Here is a 16,339-nt window from a genome sequence, read left to right as displayed (position 1 = left end):
ACGGGGATGGCTATGACTGAAAAAACGATTACGAGAATGGATCTGAGCGAGGCGGTGTTTCGCGAAGTTGGTCTGTCACGCAACGAAAGCGCGCAGCTCGTCGAGAGCATGCTTCAGCACATGTCGGACGCTTTGGTGCGCGGCGAACAGGTAAAGATCTCCTCTTTTGGAACCTTCAGCGTGCGCGATAAATCCGCCCGTGTCGGACGCAATCCCAAAACCGGTGAAGAAGTGCCGATCCAGCCCCGCCGTGTGCTGACCTTCCGCCCTTCGCACCTGATGAAAGATCGCGTCGCGGACGGCAACAAAAGTTAACCGTCTTCGCCGATCATACCAAATGAAGCACCGGCCCCCGTTTGCGGGGCCATACCCATATGCGCAAGACCGATGCGCCGCAGCCAATAAAGGGTCGCCCCATGTCCAAGTCCCCTGACGCCTTTCGCACCATCAGCGAGGTAGCAGAATGGCTGGATGTACCGGCGCATGTGCTGCGGTTCTGGGAAAGTAAGTTCACGCAGGTCAAACCCGTCAAACGCGCCGGTGGACGGCGCTACTATCGCCCAACGGATATGTTGCTTCTGGGCGGTATTCAGCACCTCCTGCACGAAGAAGGTCTGTCGATCAAAGAGGCACAAGCCCTGTTGCGCGAAGAGGGCATCCAGCATGTGCAGTCGCTCTCCAAGCCGCTCGACGGCGACCAAGAGGACGAATCAGCGATTGAGGCCAAACCAGCGAGCAAATGGGTTGAGCCATCTGAGGTCGAAAAGCCCAAGGCCCCGCTGGTAGACCGCGATCCCCCCGGCGCCGAAGAGCAATCGGAGCGCAAAGCGGCTCCGCCACCGCCACCGCCCTACCCCGCAACCCCGCCCGCGCCGACCGCTCCCGTGACGCCTGCAGCGGCTACGCCCCCCGTTGCGCCGGGCGACAGCATGGCCCCGCCTCAGGGCCAGACACCCGCAGCCGCCTCTGCAAATGCATCCAGCGCGGCAACATCTGCCCCGGCGGAGAACGTAGCTTCCTCGGGGCCTGCCGAGAGCCCGGCGTCCACCGAGACCCCGTCCCAGCCTACGACTCCTCCTGCGGCATCCCCTTCACTGGGGGCGGAGGCTGGCGCTGGTCAGGACGCGGACGCGGCCCCACTGGGCACACCGCCTTCTGTACCGCCTGCCGCGCCGTCGCCTGCGCCCGCTGACGCAGGACCAGCCACGCCGCCCGCGCAAACGCCGCCTGCCGCTCCTGCTTCCTCCGCTGCCCCCTCGGAGGCCGCCGCCGCATCTTTGCACCAAACACCGAGTGAGTTTGCCCCCACCAGCGATACTGCGCCAGCCGTGCGCAGCCCTTCCACACCGGAAGGCGCTGCTGAGGATAGTGCGCCACAGGAAGGCGATCACGCGCGCGCCCATGTGGGCGGCGCGCAGACGCCGCAGACATCCGCAGGTCAAATGGCGATGCCCATGGACCTTCCAAATGCCGCCGCACCGCAACGGGATATGGCCTCACAGGCCCAGGCCGTGCGTGCGGCCACAACACCTTCCTCTGCCACTGTTGCCCCCTCTTCGGCATCGAATTCCGACCAGCAGGATTTCTTTGCCGCAGCCGCAGATGCGCAAAACGCCGGGCAAGCACCGGCGTCCGACAGCGCAGCTGTTGCCTCCGATCCGCCTGCGCCTAACCCAACTCAGCCCGCCCCGGCGCAGCCTGATCCACTGGCGCAACAAGAGTCACAGATGTCCGCGCCGCCTGTCGGGACGCCCCCTGCCGAGGATCTGGTTGCAGAGGCACCGGTTGCGGATGCACCTGCGGACGATCTCGCAGGCGATCCCGTCGCGGATCAGGCGGAGACAGTTCACGGATCTGCAACCGATGCGGAGTCGACAGAGGCTGTTTCTAAGGGATCAACCGCGCCGGTTGCAGACGCGCGCCCCGCCAACCTTACGTCTGACCAGATTTCAACCGAGGTCTCTTTTACAGGAGAAGCACCGCAGCAGATGGCGGCTCAGGCGTCAGCGCCAGATGCTCTCTTCGCCGGGACGACGCAAGAACCCGATACGGTTCAAGCATCTGATTCTGTGACTGAAACCCCCGAGGCCTTGCAACCCATTGAGGGCAGTGCAGGCGTCGACGAGACGGCGATCCAATCTCTTGCCTCGGACGACCCCAGTTCTGAGCCCGCACTGGACGCGCCCGCATTCGACTCGCCGGGCTCTCAACACCCGCCCGCCGACGAACCCGCGCCTGTTCAACCTGTCTCCGACGAGCCAGTGTCTTCGGACTTGGCGGCCATAGAGGAAACAAACGCCGATCCGGCAGCGCAGATGGCCAGCGCCCTGGCAGAGGCCACCGCTCCCGTGGCTGAGACCACCGAATCCGCTCCCTCAGATGTCGACATCACGGGCGCGGACGATAGCGATGTGTCCGCAGTAGAAGAACCCGCGTCTGAGATGCCTCACGCCGAGGTCGAGGCGTCCGATTCGCATACCGAAACCTCGGATCAGGATCCCGCCCCCGCATTGGATGTGACCGATGCGATGACGGACACCGCAGCCGAGGCCGCACCAGAGGCAGACCCGCAGTCCGCGCCTGATGCAGGCCCCTTTGAGGACAATGCGGAGACCGCCGAAGAACGTGACGCCGCTGCCCCGGTCACAGATGAGGCCGAAGACGCCGCAGCCCTGGATCAGTTCCCAGAGACAGAGCGCACACCTTTGGCGGCTGACTCGACGCCCACAGCGGAGTCGCCGCGCCCGCGGGTGATCGAGGTTTCCGACACCCCTGAGGGCAGCTTTGCCGCCGGACCTCTTCAGCGCCTCTCGCGCCTCGGTACACTGACGGCAGCGCAACAAGGCGCGTTGCGCGAGATTGCAACCGCTTTGCGCGAGATCGCCTCCCGGCACTGATCGGGGAGCATTGGGTCCAATGAGAGGCGCATTGAAAAAGCGAGAAAAAATAAATTTCGCCTCTTGCCCCTGCCGCAAAAAGCAGTAGAAAGCTCCCACAACGGGCTATGGCGCAGCCTGGTAGCGCGTCCGTCTGGGGGACGGAAGGTCGCAGGTTCGAGTCCTGCTAGCCCGACCATAACAAAACGCCCGAGCGGTCAAACGCTCGGGCGTTTGTGTATCCGCCGCCTGCTTTGCCGTTGGTTTTCCAAAAGAATTCGCAACGCGCATTCTGCGTATTGTGGCATGACAGAATATGCGTCAGCATCCCTCGGGACAGGGACGCCATCAGGGAACCGCAGCTATGACCGGTGTTTTGCCCAGCCAGACGATCGAAACCATGCTCGCGCGTGCAGACATCAAAATCGACGCGCCGCTGAGCGAAGGTCAGATCCAGCCCGCAAGCCTTGACCTCCGTCTGGGCAAGGTCGCCTATCGCGTGCGCGCGTCATTCCTTGCGGGCCAAGGGCGCACCGTGGCCGAGCGCCTCGAAGAGTTTGAGATGCACCGCATCGACCTCAGCGAAGGTGCCGTGTTGGAAAAAGGCTGCGTCTATGTGGTGCCGCTGATGGAAGCACTCGACCTGCCCGATACAGTAAGCGCCGTAGCCAATGCCAAAAGCTCCACCGGGCGGCTCGACCTGCTGACCCGGACCATCACCGATGGGGGGGAGGAGTTCGACCGCATCCGCGCCGGTTACACTGGCCCGCTTTATGCCGAGATCTGCCCGCGCTCTTTTTCTGTGCTGGCCCGCCCCGGCATGCGGCTCAATCAGATCCGCTTTCGCGACGGGCAATCCGTGCTGGATGACGCGGCGCTCGCGGATCTCCACGCAAAGACCCCACTGGTGGATGGCGAGGCCGTGATCGAGGATGGGCTTGGCTTTTCTGTCGATCTGCGCCTGCCCGGCACCGATCTGGTGGGCTACCGCGCCAAACCGCACACCGGCGTGATCGACCTCGACCGGATCTCCGCTTATGATCCTCGCGACTATTGGGAGGAAGTGCGCAGCGACAAGGGCCGGATCATCCTTGATCCGGGTGCGTTCTACATCCTCGTGAGCCGCGAGGCGGTGCATATCCCGCCCGAATACGCGGCTGAGATGGCGCCCTACCTTGCAATGGTGGGCGAGTTTCGCGTGCATTACGCGGGCTTTTTTGATCCCGGTTTTGGCCATGCCGCGGCCGGTGGGGCTGGCTCTCGCGGCGTGCTGGAGGTGCGCTGTCACGAGGCGCCTTTTGTGCTCGAACACGGGCAGGTGGTGGGCCGTCTGGTCTATGAGCGCATGGCCGAGCTGCCAGAGCAGCTCTATGGCGCGGGGATTGCCTCAAACTATCAGGGCCAGGGGCTGAAACTCTCGAAACATTTCCGCAGCCCCAGCTGACAATGGGTCAGCGCGGGTAGCTGACACTTTCAAGATCGGCGGTGACATCCGCTTGCGCAGAGCGTTCAAGCACCGTCGAAAGCGTCAGATACGTGCTGGTGCCACGCACGCCTTCGATATCGTAGATCTTGAACAAGAGCCCCTCGAGCGCATGTGGGCTGGCCACACGCACCTTCATTATGAGACAGGTATTGCCGGTGGTGGAGTGGATTTCCTCCACCTCGGGAAACTCTTCGAGCGCCATGATCTCGCGGGTTTTACCCCAGCCAATGGTGTCGACATGGATAAAGGCGAGGATCGGCTTTCCCACTTGCGCGCCGTCGATCTGTGCGACGGTGGCCTTGATCGCCCCAGAGGCCCGAAGACGTTTCACACGTTCATGCACCGCCGGTGCCGAGAGCCCGACCTGTTCACTGATCGTGGCATAGGATTGGGTGGCATCCCGGCTGAGCGCACCTAATATTCTTCGGTCCAATGCATCAATACCACGGCTCGCCCGCGCGGAGCTCCGAATGGTCTCTGTTTTTTCCATACCGTGGCCTTTCATATCTTCACAGAATGAGTTTCACCAATTAGGCCGAACTGCCGAATGAAATTCAATCCCTCACGAGACCTGTCATGCCCTCTTCTGCCCCACCGCTCTGGATCTCCATCGCCACCCTGATGTGCGCCATTGCCATCGTGGGCACCAACGCGCTGTTGCTGTCGCCTCTGGTGCAAACCGTCGGAGCCGACCTCGCGGCCAGCCCGGCGCAGGTGCTCTGGGCCTCGAGCGGCTATGGGCTTGGGGTGGCAGCGGCGGCGCTGCTGATCGCCCCGATCGGCGACCGCATCGGCGCGGGGCGTCTGCTGCGTATGGCCTTGGCGGTGCTGACCCTTGGCTTTGTTGCCAGCGCGCTGGCCCCGTCACTAGCGGCACTGATCGCGGCGCAAGTGCTCTGCGGCCTTGCAGGTGGCGCGGCGCTGCCCTCGATCTACACGATGGCCGCCGTGATTGCCCCAAAGGGGCGCGAAGCCCGCGTGGTTGGGGCCGTGCTCACCGGCTGGACCCTGTCGCTGGTCCTGGGCGTAAGCCTCGCCGCATGGAGCGCAGAGCTTGTGGGCTGGCGGGCTGTTTATGGCGCTTTGGCGGCGCTTTGTGCGCTGATCTGGACCCTAAGCGCCCCGCTTGCGCGTCTGGATGAGCCGGGCGGCGCGGCCAGCTCCCCCCTCAGCGCGCTGCGAGTGCCGGGCATGGCGCGCGGCATCTTTGCCTCGGTCGGGCTGATGCTCAGTTTCTATGTCACCTATTCCTACACCGGTGCCCACGCCACGGTAAGCCTTGGCCTGAGCACCGGTCAGGCTGGGCTTTTGCCACTGATCTATGGACTGGGGTTTGGCGGTGCGGTGCTGCTCGACCCGATTCTGGACCGTATCGGGATGGCCCGCGCCACCACGCCGGTTTTCCTCGCGCTGAGCCTTGTCTATCTCGCCATGGGCGTGTTGGGCGCCAGCTATATGCTCTTTCTGGCGCTGGCAGCCCTGTGGGGGATCTTCCAGCACTTTGGCTTGAATCTTCTTGTGGCGCGGCTCACCGTGCTGGATGTGCGCCAACGCGGCGCGATCATGGGTCTTTATTCGACCACAACCTACCTCAGCGTCTTTGCCGCGCCCTTTGTCGGCGGTATCGGCTTTCAAGCGCTCGGGATCATGGGCTGTGTGCTTATTTCGGCGGCGCTCACCACCCTTGCTGCGGTCGAGGCACTGAGCCTTCGGCGCAGCAGCCTGCCCTTTACGACGGATCCCGCCCAGCCCGGCGCGCCCGACGCGCCTGCCTGATCTCTCGGATCCGCGCGCGCTCGGCCTTTGCGTCGGCTGCGGCCCGGACCTGCGCCTCGGTCAGGATTTCGGTCTGCGGATCTGGGTTTCTATCAGGTTCCGCCTTCACCGGCGCGCCGGGGCGGTGACCCACAGGGGCCCCTGTGGTGTGGCGTCCACCTCCCTTGGCTGGACTGCGTTTGGCGACGGCCTTGATACCTGCGCTTACGCCCGCATTCACCGCCCGTCCAATCAGTCGCCGCAGAACCATGTTCGCGATCCGCTCAAACCCCATCCGATCCTCACTGAGTTTTGGGTTCCTCTGCAGTCCATAATGGCGGAGTACGGCGTTTTCTGGGCGCGCGACAGGCTCCGACGTGCGGGGTCTCTTGCGCGGGCTGTGGGAGGCACTGCATTCCCTCGCGCACTGGACCGTCCTCTACCGCGCTTTTGCGTGCAGGGTCAGTCCTCGAACAGCTCCGCCTGCTCTTCATCACGGCGCTCATCCTCGCTGTCGCCCTGACCGATCGGGAAGGCCCCCGGCGGTGGCCTGTTTTCCAGGAGCCCTGCAGCCCGCAGCTCCTTGAGACCGGGCAGATCACGCGCGCTTTCGAGGCCGAAGTGATCCAGAAACACCGGCGTCACCACAAAGGTCACTGGCCGTCCCGGTGTCATCTTGCGCCGTCCCAGCCGGATCCACTCCATCTCAAGGAGTTGATCGATGGTGCCGCGCGACACCGACACACCGCGGATTTCTTCGATTTCTGCTCGCGTCACCGGCTGGTGATAGGCAATGATGGCCAGCGTCTCGATGGCCGCACGCGAGAGTTTGCGCGTCTCCACCGTTTCCTTTTGCATCAGGTAGCCAAGGTCAGGCGCCGTGCGCATCGCCCAGGCCTCGCCAACCTGCACCACCCGCACCCCACGGCCCTCGTAGCGTTTGCGCAGATGCTCCAGAGCCTCGCTGGGTCTGCAGCCATGCGGCATGCGCGCAATGAGATCGCGCACCGTCACCGGCTCGGCGCTGGCAAAGAGCACCGCCTCCACCATACGCTCCTGCTCGGCCATGGGCGGCGCGTCAAACAGGCTGTCGCTGTCTGAACGCTCTGGCGAGGCCGTATCGCTGAGGGTGTGGTCGTCCATTAGCTATCCTCGGGCCGGTTGCGCAGCTGGATCGGGGCGAAACTGTCGGTCTGGCGAATCTCCATCTTGCCTTCTTTAACCAATTGCAGCGACGCGGCAAATGTTGCGGCCGTGGCCGAGCGCCGTTTGACCGGATCGCTGTGCCACCCATCTGGCAAATAACTCAACATATCGGTCCAGCTGCCGGTAAATCCAAGCAGCCCGCGCATACGTTCGAGCGCTTCTTCCATGGTGAACACGCTCTCGCGGTCCATCACGAAGGGGCGGAACTCATCCTTGGTGCGGATGCGCGCATAGCCCTGCATCAGGTCCAAAAGGTTGGCGGTATAGGTCACCGTCTTGATGCGCTGCACGTCCTCGGCCTGCCCACGGGCAAAGAAATCGCGCCCCAGCCGATCCCGGCCCATTAGCCGGGCGGCCGCATCGCGCATCGCCTGCAACCGCTCAAGCTGAAACGCCAGATGTGCTGCCAGCTCCTCGCCCGTGGGACCATCCTCTTCGGGATCGGGGGGGAGCAGCAGACGGGACTTCAGAAACGCCAGCCACGCGGCCATAACCAGATAATCGGCGGCAAGCTCGATGCGCAGCTCCTTGGCGCGTTCCACAAAGGTCAGATACTGGCGCGCGAGTTCATAGACCGAGATCTGGCGCAGATCCACTTTTTGTGTGCGCGAGAGCGTCAACAGCAAATCCAGCGGCCCTTCAAAGCCCTGCACATCCACGATCAGGGACTCGGCCTCAAGCCGCTCCTCGACCGTCTGTGTCTCTTTTGGAAAAAGCGTGTTCTCGTCAGCCATAAACCTGTCCGCCCATGAGGGCAGATAGTTCCGCTTCCACGGCCTCAGTGTCAAGCACGACAGGGGGCTTGCGGCAGGCCAGGGCCGCCTCGGCGCGCCGTTGAGCGGCCTTAGTCATCTGCCCAGCGGACGCGACAACCTCGGCGCGTGCCGCCAGTGACGAATTGCAGAAAAGCGCCACATCACAGCCGGCATCAAGGGACTGACGCGCCAATCGGGCACTCCAGGTCACTTCGTCGTCGGGATATGGCCCGCCAGCGGTGCGCGCCTCATCTTGGGCCGCGTCCTGCCATAGGGCCTTCATCGAGATGTCGTCGGTCATCACCAGACCATCATAGCCCAGCTCATTGCGGATGATCTCCATCATGACCGGCGAAAGCGTCGCCGGGCGCGGATCAAAGGCGTCGTAGACCAGATGCGCCGTCATCGCCATCGGCAGATCCCGGAGCTTGGCAAAGGTCGCGAAATCCTCCGCGCGCAAAAGGTCCGCGGGGGCGGTCACATGGGGCAGATCATGGTGGCTGTCCATCGTTGATCGCCCATGGCCGGGGATGTGCTTCATCACCGGCACCACGCCACCATCCAGATGTCCTTCGGCACAGGCGCGGGCAATGGCGGCGACGCTCTCGACGTTGGATCCGTAACAGCGATTGCGCAGGAACGGATGGGTCTCTGCAGTTGCCACATCAGCGAGCGGCGCACAGTTGCTGTCGATGCCATAGTCGCGCAGTTCCGCCGCGATGAGGCGCGCACGCAGATACATCGCCCTCACCGGATCCGAGGCCGCCTCCACATGATCGAGCGCCGGGCGAAACTCCCGCGCCAGCGGCGCACGAAGCCGCTGCACGCGCCCGCCTTCCTGGTCGATCGTAATCAGACAGTCATGCCCGGCGGCTTCGCGAAACTCGTCGCACAGCGCGCGCAGCTGATCGCCGCTCTCGATATTGCGCGCAAAGAGAATAAAGCCAAAAGGCGCTGCTTCGCGAAACAGCGCCTTTTCATCGGCGGTGAGACGCAGTCCTTCTGCGTCCAGAATGGTCGCCCCGAACCGCATCAGCGCATCGTCACAGGGATACAATCTGCATTGCCCGCCACCAGCGCCGAGCAGAAGCGGCGCGCGTCCGACAGGTCTTCAAACCCATGTGCGCGCAACCGGTAGAAGATTCGCCCACCGCTCTCGGCGCGCTGGACCACGCGGGCCTTGTCGTCAAAGAAGTCACCAAACTTGGCGCTGATGCGGGTCCATTCGCTGCGCGCCACCTCGGCACTCTCATAGGCGCCTAGCTGTGCCAGACGGGTCCCGACCTCAAGGCTCTTGGGGTCAATATCAACCGCGGCGCGCGCGGCTTGTGTGGTGTCTGCACTGGCTGCGGGCGCAGGCGCAAACCGCGCCGGGCGCACCATTGGGCGCGGGGTTTCGCGCACGCCGGGCGCATTGCGGACAGCCGCCGGTACCGTGGTGATCGCCGCAACCTCAGCCGCCGCAAGCGGTTCTGGCTGGGTGATCGATGCCGAAGTCTCACGCAGATCCTCAAGCGGAACCGCCCCTTCGGTGAGCGATGCCACCAACGCGTCGATATCATTGCTGCGCTGCTCGAGCGGCGAGACATCATTGCCCGCCTCAATCGCTGCGGTTTCCCGCTCAACCGCCGGGGCCAGCGCTTCGGCCTCCAGTGCGGCCTGGGCTTCGGCGGCCTCTGTCAGAACCGGGATCGGCTGGTCGTCTTCGGTGAGCGAAATCGCCTGCGGTGCCAGCTGCAAGCGGTCGGCGGGATCTTCGGCAATCCCGTTTGCGGCCACGGAGTTCACTGCAAGCCCTTGATTGTCTGCAAGTTCCCCGCCCGGGTTTTCCGGCGCCACGCGCATCGGCCCCGAAAGCGCGCTGACCACCGGCACGCCGGAGACATCGCGCATGATCAGCTTGTAGCCCCACATGGAGATGCTCACCACCAGTGCCAGCGAGGCCGCAGCGCCCAGAAACGCGGCCATACGGCCGAACTCGCTGCGCCCGCCCGGCGGCGGTGCAAACATTTCATCCTCGTCGCCGCCATAGGCATCGCCGTAGTCGGACACATAGTCATAGCCCGCCTCGGGCGCGACGCTTGGCGCGCTCATACCGCCCGCGTAGCCCGCCTGTGTCGCTGTCAGGCTCGCTTGCGCGGCGCCAACACCCGAAAACGTGCCGACATTTACCGATTGCGTCGGATTGATCCCAAAGCTCGGATAGGATGGTTCCGGTGCCGCCTCAGCTGCGGCCGGAGCACTCTGCACCGGATCGGGTGCGCGCGAATATTGATGAGAGGAGAACGGGTCGAATGCGGTCCCACCGCGTTCGCCATCGCTATTTGAAGAGGGGGTGCTTGCGCCCACCTGTGCAAAATATGCCATATCCGCCTCACTGCCCATTTGTGCCAGACAGCCCGCCCAATTCAGGGCGGGACATCTGCACGTAGGGTCTCTTGATCTGCCTCGGACCGGCGGTTCGGGCGACTTTAGTGTCACATCTCCTGCGCCGGTTTGACGCCAAGAATACCAAGACCGGCAGAAATGACAATCGAAACAGCCCGCGCCAGCGCCAAATTGGCATGTGTTGCCAATTCGCTGCTCTCGTTAACAAATCGTAAACTTTCTTCAGATTTGCCGAGGTGGTACAAACCATGCAGATCTGACGCCAACTCATAGAGGAAAAAGGCGATCCGATGCGGCTCATTGGTGCGCGCGGCGATCTCCACCTGGCGCGGCCATTCGGCGACTTTCCGCGCAACCGCAAGCTGTGCGTCATGTGTGAGCAGGCTCAGGTCCGCACCACTCAGCGTCGCCTCATCACAAGCGATCCCCGCCTCGCGCGCCTTGCGCAGGGTCGAGTGGATGCGCGCATTGGCATATTGTACATAAAACACCGGATTGTCCTTGGACTGCTCCAGCGCCTTATCAAGGTCAAAATCGAACCCCTGATCGTTCTTGCGGGTCAGCAGCATGAAGCGGGTCACATCTGCGCCCACCGCATCCACCACGTCGCGCAGGGTCACAAAGGTTCCTGCCCGCTTGGACATCTTGAATTCCTGCCCGTCCTTGAAAAGCTTCACCAACTGGCAGAGCTTGACATCCAGCGGCACCTTGCCATCCGAGAGCGCCGACACGGCCGCCTTCATCCGTTTGACATAGCCACCATGGTCAGCCCCAAAGATGTCGATCAACATGTCAAAGCCACGGCTGACCTTGTCATAGTGATAGGCGATATCGGGGGCAAAATAGGTCCATGCACCATCGGATTTCTTCACCGGACGATCCACGTCATCACCATGTTCGGTAGATTTGAACAGGGTCTGGATGCGCGGCTCCCAATCGTCAGGCTTCTTGCCCTTCGGCGGCTCCAGCACGCCTTCATAGATCAGCCCCTTGGCATCCAGGCTTTCCAGCGCCGCTTCGATGCGCCCGGTGCCGTAGAGGGATTTTTCCGAATAGAAAACATCCATCTCCACGCCCAGAAGTGCCAGATCCTCGCGGATCAGATCCATCATCATGTCGGTGGCAAAGTTGCGCACCTCCTCAAGCCAGGTCTCTTCGGGCTGGCCGACAAAACGATCGCCGAATTTGTCCTTTAAAGCAGCGCCCACATCCTTGAGGTACTCGCCCGGATAGGTGCCATCGGGGAATTCCACACTCTGCCCATGGGCCTCGAGGTAGCGCAGATAGGCCGACCGCGCGAGCACATCGACCTGCGCACCGCCATCGTTGATGTAATACTCGCGGGTCACATCATAGCCTGCAAAATCCAGAAGGCTCGCCAGCGCATCACCAAAGACGGCACCGCGCGTGTGTCCCACGTGCAGCGGCCCTGTCGGGTTGGCCGAGACATATTCAACGTTGACCCGCTTGCCCTGCCCCATGTCAGAGCGGCCATAGGCCTCTTCTGCATTGAGCGCCTTGCCCAGCACGTCCTGCCAGACCGACAGATCCAGACGCAGGTTCAGGAACCCCGGCCCGGCCACCTCCGCAGAGGTGATGCGCTTGTCCTGCGCCAGCTTCGCGGCCAGCGCCTCGGCAATATCGCGCGGCTTCATCTTGGCGGGTTTGGCCAGCACCATCGCCGCATTGGTCGCCATATCCCCATGCGCCGCATCGCGCGGCGGCTCCACGGTGACATTGGCAAAGTCGAGCCCCTCCGGCAGGGCCCCTTCGGCCGTCATGGCCGCAAGACTGTCGATCACAAGCGTACGGATATCGGTAAAGAGGTTCATATCTGGCGTCCCATAGGTATCAGCCACAGCGGATACCGAGGGGCGCGCTCAGGGTCAACCGCCTAAGCCCTACGCGCCCCAAAGGCCACGCGACCGCACCCCTTCTTCTAACCCCAAATATCCCGGAGCGCGAGGCAGAGCCTCGCATCCCCGGCCGCGCTCACAGATCGCCGTTCAAGCCCCAAGCGCCAAGCGATCATAGAGCTGCAGCGCAAAACGATCCGTCATCCCGGCGATATAGTCCGATACGATCCGCGCCCGGTCAGTCTCTGTTTCGGCCTTGCGAATGTCGCCATGCCAGCGCTCGGGCATCGCCATGGTGTTTTCGAGGTAATAGGCAAACAGCGCCTTCACCACGACGGCGACACGCTCGCGCACCACCATCACCGAAGGAGCGCGGTACATGCGGGTGAACATGAAGGCCCGCAGCTCTCTGAGCTGGGTCCAGATCTCATCCGAAAAGGTCACAACCGCATGATCCAGCGCCCGGATCTCCTCCACCGACTGCGCACCAGAGGCCGCAATCTTACGCCGCGAGGTCTCGATCACATCACTGACCATAACCCCAAAGAACCGCCGCAGCGCCTCGTGGCGACGGCGATTATGATCCAGCCCCGGATAGATCTCATCCACCTCCGCGTAAGCGGGCGCGATGATCGACAAGCTGCACACATCGTCATCCGTGAAAAGCCCGGCCCGCAAACCGTCGTGCAGATCGTGGTGATTGTAGGCGATGTCATCCGCCAGGGCCGCCACCTGCGCCTCGGCGCTGGCGTGGGTGTGCAGCTCCAGATCGATGCCCCGGTTGCAGGCCGCCAAGGCCCAGGGCAGCTCCCCCACAACCGGGCCATTGTGCTTGGCAATCGCCTCCAGCGTCTCCCAGGTGAGGTTCAGACCATCAAACTCTGCATAGTGACGCTCCAGCGCCGTCACGATGCGAATGGCCTGCGCGTTGTGGTCAAATCCGCCATAGGGCGCCATCATCTCATGCAGCGCGTCCTCGCCGGTGTGGCCAAAGGGCGTATGACCAAGATCATGCGCCAGCGCGACGGCCTCGGTGAGCTCCTGATTGAGCCCCAGCGCGCCTGCAATGGTGCGCGCCACCTGTCCTACTTCGATGGAGTGGGTAAGCCGGGTGCGATAATTGTCGCCCTCATGCTCCACAAACACTTGCGTCTTGTGCTTCAGGCGCCGAAAGGCGCTGGCATGGATGATCCGGTCCCTATCGCGCTGAAAGGGAGACCGAAAACTGCTCTCTTCTTCGGGAACAGCCCGCCCGCGCGAACGGTCGGGCATGGTGGCATAGGGCGCGTACATGTGTTTCTTTTCTCCGGCAAATCTTGTCGCCTCGCGCGCACCTTTCTATATTTGCACTGACGCTGCAACACGCCATCGGAGAAAACCAACATGCAACTGCCCCCAAAAGTGACGGATCGCGCCTTTGACCGGCTCGCCGAAATCGGCGCTGCAGATCAAGGCCAGGCCCTGCGCATCGCGGTCGAAGGCGGCGGTTGCTCGGGCTTTCAATATGAGATTGCGCTCGACACGCCCAAATCCGACGACCTGGTGCTTGAGGGCAAAGGCCAGAAAGTCGTGGTCGATGAAATCTCGCTGCCGTTTCTCGAGAATGCCGTGATCGACTTCACCGAAGAGCTGATCGGCGCGCGCTTTACGATCGAAAACCCCAATGCCACCTCCAGCTGTGGCTGCGGCACCTCGTTTTCCATGTGACCCCCGTTCGGCGTGCGTTCATCCCGAACCCGTTCGCGGGTGCTTGATGTGATCGCTCAGCCTGAATCTTGAGTCTGATGTCTCCCAGGGCGCGTTCCCTCTTGGGCATCGGACCTACGAAGAATTGAAGTTACGCGCTGCCCCCCCCGGCCAGCGCACACAATCTCGCACATCACTCGCGCGCGCGACGCACTTAGCGGCCGGACTGCACCCGGCGCCGCGTGCGCCAAGCGCCACTGCGCCGGTCATTGCGCCGAACGCCGCGTGCAGGCGCCCTGTTCCCACGACGATATTTGTCCGAGGCAATCGTCGCCATAGGCGCCTCAGTGCGGACGGGTGTTTGAGTTTGAGCCTGATCCCAGACCAAAAAGAGACCCGATGCCGCAACAACCGCCATGCCCAAATAGGTTGATACAAATGGCACTTCACCAAAGAACATCAATCCGATCAGCGCCATCCAGACAAATTGCAGATTGAGAAGCGGTGTCACCGTATAGGCCGGCAGCTGCCGCAGCGCTAATACCAACAGCCAACGCGCCCCAAACAGCAGGACCGCATAGGCCCCGACCAGCGCCAGATCAGCTGCCGTCATCGGTCGCCAGACCAGTGGCAACACACAGAGCATCACCAGCCCAAGCGTCAGGTTCGGATAGAAGACCTGCGCCAGCACGTTGCTCTCGTATCGGCTGATGTAGCGCGCCATGATGATCGACAGCGTCCCAAACCCAACCCCGCTCAACGCCAGCGCCGACCCAAGAGCCCCTCCGACCTGCACCGTGGGACGCATCACCAGAATGCCGATCACCCCAAGGCTCAGCGCCAGCCAGACAACGGGGCGGATGCGCTCCTTGAGGATCAGCCCCGACATCATCGCCGCCATCAGCGGCATCAGCGCGATAAAGACAAACACCTCGGCCAATGCCAGATAGCGAAACGCAAAAAAGAAGGAAGTGCAGGACAGCACAGTTGCGCCCGATCGCAGCAACATCGCCCGTTTGCAGTTGGTGCGCAGACCGTCAGGATGCCCCTGCAGCCGCCCCGCGATAACACAGAACCCCGCCACCAAAAGACCCGACAAAGCAAAAAGCTGCGCCGGAGCAAATCCCCCAGCCATCAGTTTCACGATCCCATCCGCCGCCGCGATCAGCCCCGTATAGAGCAAGACGGCCAGGACCCCTGTGGCGACAGGGCTCATGCGCTACTCACCTGGCCAAAGCGCGAAAATGTCTCGAAAAAGGGCTCGAACAAGGGCGTGCTTTCCTCAGCGCGGCGCAGAACCTCCCCCTCTTCGGAACTGAGCGACTGCAATAGAGGCGCGCGCACCCGCGCCCAGGTCCCGGGCGCCTGATCAAGCAGGGTATAGAGTGCCATCGACATGCCTCGTAACGCGCCGGGACGCCCCGGCCCTTCAATCACAACTGAACCCTCGCACTGTGCCTCAGAAAACCCAGTCCGTCCAACCAGAAGTTGAAACCAATTGCACATAAGGTAGGGATGGTAGTCGTCCTGCCCCACTCGTCCGGGCGCCGCGCGCAGGGTAAATTTCCCTGTGTGTTGCTCCAGCCAACGGCTCCATTCCTGTGGAGGGGCCTCATTGCAGAAACGAAGCGCGATGCAGATTTCCGCTAGAAGATCCGCATCCTGATCGAGAAAGGCGATCAACCCGGCAAACAACAGGCTTTGACGCTCTGTTTCTTCCAGTTCGAGGGGCGCGCGACCGTATTCGGTGAGGTAAAAGACAATATGGGTCAACTCATAGGCAGCCTTGCGATTGGGCACCGCAAATCCGCCAGAGCGCTGCATAAAGGCCCGCAGCCGGTCATCCAGCCCTTCGACGTCGGGCAATTCGAACCCGCGCCGCGCCAAAAGGCGTCGCGCCTCGGCCCGCTGCAAATCCGAAAGTTCAGCCGCCGCCACGTCTTGACGCATGATCCAATCGGACATGATCTCGGCTCGTTGACCCGGCACCCCGAGATCCTCCAGATCGAGGCAGATCGACAGGATGAAACGATAATACTGGCGGAAGAAATTCAGGTGCCGCAGGCTGCCTTCGTAAAATGGCAAAAGCGGCTCCAATGCACCCTCATTTAAAGTGCAACCTGTGGTTTCCAACACATTGAGCAGCTCTGCATTTTCCTTCATCCACAAAACATCCAGTGGATCTTTGCGAAAAGAGCCAAATGAATTCAAAAGAAAAGGCGCTCCTTCACGGATTTTTTTCTCTTGCGCATTGCGAAATGAAAGCACCTGCCCCATGAATAGACCTCAAGATCATTAAATTGATCTTCGGCAACCCAACACAATTGGGTC

General features: G+C 62.4%; 15 protein-coding genes and 1 tRNA gene. 6 read left to right on the top strand and 10 right to left on the bottom strand.

From position 1 onward, the window contains the following. Window positions 1–12: 12 nt before the first annotated feature. From ihfA to TM1040_RS08885, 4 genes are all read left to right on the top strand, one after another. Complete coding sequence (gene ihfA, locus TM1040_RS08900) at window positions 13–315, top strand: integration host factor subunit alpha (protein WP_005623412.1); 303 nt, start codon at window positions 13–15, stop codon at window positions 313–315. Window positions 316–416: 101 nt separating this feature from the next. After that, window positions 417–2,897 carry a MerR family transcriptional regulator gene (locus tag TM1040_RS20415; RefSeq protein ID WP_085978760.1) on the top strand — a complete coding sequence of 827 codons (2,481 nt, stop codon included), beginning with the start codon at window positions 417–419 and terminating at the stop codon, window positions 2,895–2,897. A gap of 101 nt (window positions 2,898–2,998) precedes the next feature. Continuing rightward, window positions 2,999–3,075, top strand: a tRNA-Pro gene (locus tag TM1040_RS08890). 165 nt (window positions 3,076–3,240) lie between these two features. Continuing rightward, the gene (locus TM1040_RS08885; RefSeq protein WP_011538256.1) at window positions 3,241–4,320 is read left to right on the top strand and encodes a 2'-deoxycytidine 5'-triphosphate deaminase; all 1,080 of its coding nucleotides are present in this window, start codon (window positions 3,241–3,243) and stop codon (window positions 4,318–4,320) included. A 7-nt stretch (window positions 4,321–4,327) separates the two neighbouring features. Here the strand turns inward: TM1040_RS08885 and TM1040_RS08880 are convergent, their stop codons facing one another. After that, a complete protein-coding gene (locus TM1040_RS08880) occupies window positions 4,328–4,852 on the bottom strand; it encodes an Lrp/AsnC family transcriptional regulator (protein ID WP_044026706.1) in 525 nt (174 codons plus the stop codon). Window positions 4,853–4,938: 86 nt separating this feature from the next. Between TM1040_RS08880 and TM1040_RS08875 the strand changes: the two genes are divergently transcribed. Then, window positions 4,939–6,138, top strand: a complete 1,200-nt coding sequence (locus TM1040_RS08875; RefSeq protein ID WP_011538254.1) for an MFS transporter — start codon at window positions 4,939–4,941, stop codon at window positions 6,136–6,138. Here the strand turns inward: TM1040_RS08875 and TM1040_RS08870 are convergent. From TM1040_RS08870 to TM1040_RS08840, 7 genes are all read right to left on the bottom strand, one after another. Further along, complete coding sequence (locus TM1040_RS08870) at window positions 6,092–6,388, bottom strand: hypothetical protein (RefSeq protein ID WP_254658866.1); 297 nt, start codon at window positions 6,386–6,388, stop codon at window positions 6,092–6,094. The genes TM1040_RS08875 and TM1040_RS08870 overlap by 47 nt on opposite strands. A 191-nt stretch (window positions 6,389–6,579) precedes the next feature. Then, window positions 6,580–7,260 carry an SMC-Scp complex subunit ScpB gene (scpB, locus tag TM1040_RS08865; protein WP_011538252.1) on the bottom strand — a complete coding sequence of 227 codons (681 nt, stop codon included), beginning with the start codon at window positions 7,258–7,260 and terminating at the stop codon, window positions 6,580–6,582. Next, window positions 7,260–8,057: a segregation and condensation protein A gene (locus tag TM1040_RS08860; RefSeq protein WP_011538251.1), complete on the bottom strand. Its 798-nt coding sequence runs from the start codon at window positions 8,055–8,057 to the stop codon at window positions 7,260–7,262. The genes scpB and TM1040_RS08860 overlap by 1 nt, the downstream gene beginning before the upstream one ends. Beyond that, window positions 8,050–9,111, bottom strand: a complete 1,062-nt coding sequence (locus TM1040_RS08855) for a glycoside hydrolase family 3 N-terminal domain-containing protein (protein WP_011538250.1) — start codon at window positions 9,109–9,111, stop codon at window positions 8,050–8,052. The genes TM1040_RS08860 and TM1040_RS08855 overlap by 8 nt, the downstream gene beginning before the upstream one ends. Then, entirely contained in the window at window positions 9,111–10,445 is a 1,335-nt protein-coding gene (locus TM1040_RS08850; RefSeq protein WP_049763262.1) for an SPOR domain-containing protein, read from the bottom strand. The genes TM1040_RS08855 and TM1040_RS08850 overlap by 1 nt, the downstream gene beginning before the upstream one ends. Window positions 10,446–10,555: 110 nt before the next feature. Further along, window positions 10,556–12,298 (bottom strand): arginine--tRNA ligase, encoded by a 1,743-nt coding sequence (gene argS / locus TM1040_RS08845; RefSeq protein ID WP_011538248.1) that lies wholly within the window; start codon window positions 12,296–12,298, stop codon window positions 10,556–10,558. Between the two features lie 174 nt (window positions 12,299–12,472). Beyond that, window positions 12,473–13,615 (bottom strand): deoxyguanosinetriphosphate triphosphohydrolase, encoded by a 1,143-nt coding sequence (locus TM1040_RS08840; protein ID WP_011538247.1) that lies wholly within the window; start codon window positions 13,613–13,615, stop codon window positions 12,473–12,475. A 90-nt stretch (window positions 13,616–13,705) separates the two neighbouring features. On the opposite strand from TM1040_RS08840, the gene TM1040_RS08835 reads away from it, so the two are divergent. After that, entirely contained in the window at window positions 13,706–14,029 is a 324-nt protein-coding gene (locus TM1040_RS08835; RefSeq protein ID WP_011538246.1) for a HesB/IscA family protein, read from the top strand. 193 nt (window positions 14,030–14,222) lie between these two features. On the opposite strand, the gene TM1040_RS08830 is transcribed toward TM1040_RS08835, so the two are convergent. Beyond that, a complete protein-coding gene (locus tag TM1040_RS08830; protein ID WP_011538245.1) occupies window positions 14,223–15,224 on the bottom strand; it encodes a DMT family transporter in 1,002 nt (333 codons plus the stop codon). Next, entirely contained in the window at window positions 15,221–16,285 is a 1,065-nt protein-coding gene (locus TM1040_RS08825) for a DUF6902 family protein (RefSeq protein ID WP_011538244.1), read from the bottom strand. Before TM1040_RS08825 ends, TM1040_RS08830 begins: the two co-directional genes overlap by 4 nt. Window positions 16,286–16,339: the final 54 nt, after the last annotated feature.

Source organism: Ruegeria sp. TM1040 (assembly GCF_000014065.1).
In the GTDB taxonomy this organism is placed as follows: domain Bacteria; phylum Pseudomonadota; class Alphaproteobacteria; order Rhodobacterales; family Rhodobacteraceae; genus Epibacterium.
This window is presented reverse-complemented; position numbering and strand designations above follow the sequence as displayed.

Excerpts from the sequence above, each read along its gene's own strand:
- TM1040_RS08835 (WP_011538246.1), top strand. The coding sequence starts at position 13,706 with ATGCAACTGCCCCCAAAAGTGACGGATCGCGCCTTTGACCGGCTCGCC.
- TM1040_RS20415 (WP_085978760.1), top strand. The coding sequence starts at position 417 with ATGTCCAAGTCCCCTGACGCCTTTCGCACCATCAGCGAGGTAGCAGAA.
- scpB (WP_011538252.1), bottom strand. The coding sequence starts at position 7,260 with ATGGACGACCACACCCTCAGCGATACGGCCTCGCCAGAGCGTTCAGAC.
- argS (WP_011538248.1), bottom strand. The coding sequence starts at position 12,298 with ATGAACCTCTTTACCGATATCCGTACGCTTGTGATCGACAGTCTTGCG.
- TM1040_RS08830 (WP_011538245.1), bottom strand. The coding sequence starts at position 15,224 with ATGAGCCCTGTCGCCACAGGGGTCCTGGCCGTCTTGCTCTATACGGGG.
- TM1040_RS08870 (WP_254658866.1), bottom strand. The coding sequence starts at position 6,388 with ATGGTTCTGCGGCGACTGATTGGACGGGCGGTGAATGCGGGCGTAAGC.
- TM1040_RS08840 (WP_011538247.1), bottom strand. The coding sequence starts at position 13,615 with ATGTACGCGCCCTATGCCACCATGCCCGACCGTTCGCGCGGGCGGGCT.
- TM1040_RS08850 (WP_049763262.1), bottom strand. The coding sequence starts at position 10,445 with ATGGCATATTTTGCACAGGTGGGCGCAAGCACCCCCTCTTCAAATAGC.
- TM1040_RS08860 (WP_011538251.1), bottom strand. The coding sequence starts at position 8,057 with ATGGCTGACGAGAACACGCTTTTTCCAAAAGAGACACAGACGGTCGAG.
- TM1040_RS08875 (WP_011538254.1), top strand. The coding sequence starts at position 4,939 with ATGCCCTCTTCTGCCCCACCGCTCTGGATCTCCATCGCCACCCTGATG.
- TM1040_RS08885 (WP_011538256.1), top strand. The coding sequence starts at position 3,241 with ATGACCGGTGTTTTGCCCAGCCAGACGATCGAAACCATGCTCGCGCGT.
- TM1040_RS08855 (WP_011538250.1), bottom strand. The coding sequence starts at position 9,111 with ATGCGGTTCGGGGCGACCATTCTGGACGCAGAAGGACTGCGTCTCACC.
- TM1040_RS08880 (WP_044026706.1), bottom strand. The coding sequence starts at position 4,852 with ATGGAAAAAACAGAGACCATTCGGAGCTCCGCGCGGGCGAGCCGTGGT.
- ihfA (WP_005623412.1), top strand. The coding sequence starts at position 13 with ATGACTGAAAAAACGATTACGAGAATGGATCTGAGCGAGGCGGTGTTT.
- TM1040_RS08825 (WP_011538244.1), bottom strand. The coding sequence starts at position 16,285 with ATGGGGCAGGTGCTTTCATTTCGCAATGCGCAAGAGAAAAAAATCCGT.